Raw genomic sequence first — 3,397 nt, forward strand, 5'->3', positions numbered from 1 at the left:
CCCCCCCGGTCGGATGCCTTACGCCGGTTTGTCCGCGGTGATCAGCCCGTATCCCAGTGTTCCGTCCAGCCAGAACCCTCGAAGGATGTCGCATGAGCGCTCGAATGCCTCGATGTCCGCTTCCGCAAGAGAGTCAGCCACGGTGGCGCGATGATCGGCAACGTTTGCTTGCCACCGGTCAAAGGTCGGCAATGTTGCGCTGGTCAAGTCGACCATCTCGTCGACCACGAGGCCAGCGACCTGAGCGTAGGTCGCGTACTCACCTAGCTTGTCCATCCGCGCCGCGCCGAAGGCACGCCGTAGGACTGCGAGATCCTCCCTGCGATCGCGCACCTCGAGAAAAGGAATATCGCGACGTCGAATGATGTCGCAAAGCACGAAGCGCCCACCTGGCCGCAACAACCGTGCTGCCTCGGTCAAGAGCGCTTCGCGCTCACTCATGAGGTGAGACGATTCCATGACCCACACCACATCGAACGTGGCATCGACAAGGCCTGACGCGGTGCCATCACGCACCTCGAACGAGACTCCCTCAAGACCCTGGCTGCGTGCCCGCTCGGTAGCCGCCGTGACTCCGATCTCACTCGTGGTGATGCCGAGTACATGAACGCCTTGCTCGCTCGCAAGACGACATGCGGGCGCACCTGTTCCACACCCCACGTCAAGCAGTCGGATCCCAGGGCGCAGACGGGCGTGCTCGATCATCAGATCGGTCAGGGCAGCGGTGGCAACGGGCAAGGGTTCATCCCCAACACCAAACACGCCGTAGTGCAGGTCCTCGCCCAGCAGCAGACCCCATGCCTCGGTGACCCGATCGTAGTGAGCAGCTGGCGAATAGCTCCCGAGACTCTCGTCCCGGCTGGCATCATGAGTCACGACTATCCGAACTCCTACCGTCAAGGTCTTCCCTCATCTTCACGAGCCTGGCTGGTGAACCTGCAACGACGCCGTCCGCAGGTACGTCGCGCACCACCAGCGCCTGAGCACTCACGACCGCCCTGTCCCCGATGGTCACAGGGCCGAGGACGATGGCATCAAGCGAGATGGTGACGTCGTTGCCGATCACCGGCCAACCGGACTCAGGGCCGTGGCGGCCTGTGTCACCGCCGATGCTCACCCCATGGCTGATCCGGGCGTTACTACCGATACGGACTCCTTCGGCGATCAGAATCTTCTGACTGTGCACTAAACACAGCCCGGGCCCGATCTGCGCTGCGGGATGAATCTCAGTCCCCCCCCAGACGATGGCGGCCGATCGGAGCACGAACGCTAGCGGTCGAGTAGGGATGAAGTTGTAGCACGCGGAGCTGAGCCGATACAGGATGACGACATGCACAGCCGGTGCGAATAAGGCCTTGCCGATCACACGCGCCCAGAAGCCGACCGGAGTGCGTCGCACGTCGACATGGGATTTTAAGTCCGCCAAGATGGTCCGGAACACATTCTCCCCTTCTGGTCCGCGACAGCGCCGACAGCCTAACGGCCATCGATCTTGGACGCTGCCTGTCTCCCTGGGCTTCGCTACGTCCGCTGCCGTTAGGATGGAGGCCGATTTCAACCGGAGCCCAACGCCGCGTTTCGGTCCCACCCACTCGGGAGGAGACCACATGAGCACATTGTTGCTGCTGACCAGCGCCCTCCAGTCGTCGGCCGAGGTGTTGCCGAGCCTCGCCCTGCTGGGTCACCAGGTGAAGATCCTGCCTGCCGAAGGCAGCGCGCTGCTCGAGGCTCCCGAGGCCGATCTCGTGCTCGTCGACGGTCGACAGGACCTCGCCGGGGCCCGCGGCCTGTGCCGCTTGATCCGCACCACCGGCACCGACGTGCCGGTCATCCTGATCGTCACCGAGGGTGGCCTGGCGGTCGTCGTCCACGACTGGGGCATGGACGACGTCATCCTGCATACCGCTGGTCCGGCCGAGCTCGAGGCGCGCATCAAGCTGGGGATCGGGCGCCTAGCCGCCGCACGAGAGGCGGCTGATCCGGATGCTCACGTAATCCGCTCCGGTGAGGTGCTCGTGGACGACGCGACGTACACCGCCAAGATCGGGGGGCGCCCGCTCGACCTCACCTTCAAGGAGTTCGAGCTCCTCAAGTTCTTGGCCCAGCACCCCGGTCGGGTCTTCAGCCGCCAGCAGCTGCTGCAGGAGGTGTGGGGCTATGACTACTTCGGCGGCACCCGGACGGTCGATGTCCACGTCCGCCGCCTGCGCGCCAAGCTCGGGCCCGAGAACGAGACCCTGATCGGCACCGTCCGCAACGTCGGGTACCGCTTCGTGCTGCCGATCAAGGAGAAGGAGTCGAAGGCCGACGCTGCTCGCATGGCTGATACCGACTCCACCCAGGACGCCTAGTCTGGGTGGGTGACCGACCCGCTCGACGTCATCTCGGCCGTACGCAGCGCGAGCCTGGCAGCCGACTCGCACGATCCTCTCGACGAAGCCGCATCGCTGCGGCTCAAGCATCACGGACTGACCGGACTCGACCACTGGGTCGACGACATCGACGGGTTCGCCTTGCTGCGCGACGGGCAGCTCGACCTGGCCGTCGTCCCGAGCTCGCGCGGACGAGGGATCGGCGGCCGCTTGGCCAAACAGGCCCTCGCTTCAGACGGCGCGGTCACCGCCTGGTCGCACGGCAACCACCCGGCCGCAGCGCGCCTGGCCGAGCGGCACGGACTCGCGCGGGCACGCGAGCTCTGGGTGATGCGCCGGCCGAGCTCGGTGCTCCTGCCCGAGCTGGTGCTCCCGCGCGATCTCTCCATCCGCAGCTTTCGCGACTCGGACGCCGAAGCCGTCATCGCCGTCAACGCCGCCGCGTTCGCTGCCCACCCCGAGCAGGGCAACCTGGACATCGCGGGCCTGTCCGAGCGGATGGCCGAGCCGTGGTTCGACCCCACCGGACTGCTGCTCGCCGAGGACTCCGAAGGCACGCTTCTGGGGTTCCACTGGACCAAGCGCCACGACGACCGCCTCGGAGAGGTCTACGTCGTCGCTATCTCGCCCGCAGCGCAAGGCCGTGGTCTCGGTCGGCTGCTCACCCTGGCGGGCCTGCACCACCTGGTGGCGCGCGGCGTGGGAGAGGTGCTCCTCTACACGGAGTCCGACAACGCCCCGGCGGTGCACGTCTACTCCGGACTCGGGTTCGAGCACGCACCCGAAGACACGCACGTGCAGTATCAGCGTTGACGCCGTCTCAGGTTGCCCCGGTCTTCTTCCGCGAATGCCGCCGTGCCTGAGTAGCATTCGTCGCCATGAGCCCGGACCAGGAGGACGAGGCGACTCCTGAGGAAGGTCGCCCAGCCGACCCGAAGCGCAGCGCCCGTTGGCGCCGGCACCACGAGGACGAGGACGAGCTCGATTCGCTCGATGCCTCCGCGGCCGATGCCTTCATCCGCGAC

4 protein-coding genes are annotated in these 3,397 nt (G+C 66.1%); 2 read left to right on the forward strand and 2 right to left on the reverse strand.

Annotation, left to right across the window (positions count from 1 at the left end):
* Window positions 1-18: 18 nt before the first annotated feature.
* Together WB461_RS07840 and WB461_RS07845 are read right to left on the reverse strand one after the other, a co-directional pair.
* The gene (locus WB461_RS07840) at window positions 19-876 is read right to left on the reverse strand and encodes an SAM-dependent methyltransferase (RefSeq protein ID WP_423852173.1); all 858 of its coding nucleotides are present in this window, start codon (window positions 874-876) and stop codon (window positions 19-21) included.
* The gene (locus WB461_RS07845) at window positions 866-1,441 is read right to left on the reverse strand and encodes a serine O-acetyltransferase (protein ID WP_423852174.1); all 576 of its coding nucleotides are present in this window, start codon (window positions 1,439-1,441) and stop codon (window positions 866-868) included. Before WB461_RS07845 ends, WB461_RS07840 begins: the two co-directional genes overlap by 11 nt.
* Before the next feature lie 166 nt (window positions 1,442-1,607).
* Between WB461_RS07845 and WB461_RS07850 the strand changes: the two genes are divergently transcribed.
* Window positions 1,608-2,351: a response regulator transcription factor gene (locus tag WB461_RS07850; protein WP_423852175.1), complete on the forward strand. Its 744-nt coding sequence runs from the start codon at window positions 1,608-1,610 to the stop codon at window positions 2,349-2,351.
* 9 nt (window positions 2,352-2,360) lie between these two features.
* Window positions 2,361-3,185 (forward strand): mycothiol synthase, encoded by an 825-nt coding sequence (gene mshD, locus WB461_RS07855; RefSeq protein ID WP_423852176.1) that lies wholly within the window; start codon window positions 2,361-2,363, stop codon window positions 3,183-3,185.
* Window positions 3,186-3,397: the final 212 nt, after the last annotated feature.

This window comes from Aeromicrobium sp., from assembly GCF_049587115.1.
In the GTDB taxonomy this organism is placed as follows: Bacteria; Actinomycetota; Actinomycetes; order Propionibacteriales; family Nocardioidaceae; genus Aeromicrobium.

Coding starts and splice junctions, on each gene's coding strand:
- WB461_RS07850 (WP_423852175.1), top strand. CDS start 1,608: ATGAGCACATTGTTGCTGCTGACCAGCGCCCTCCAGTCGTCGGCCGAG.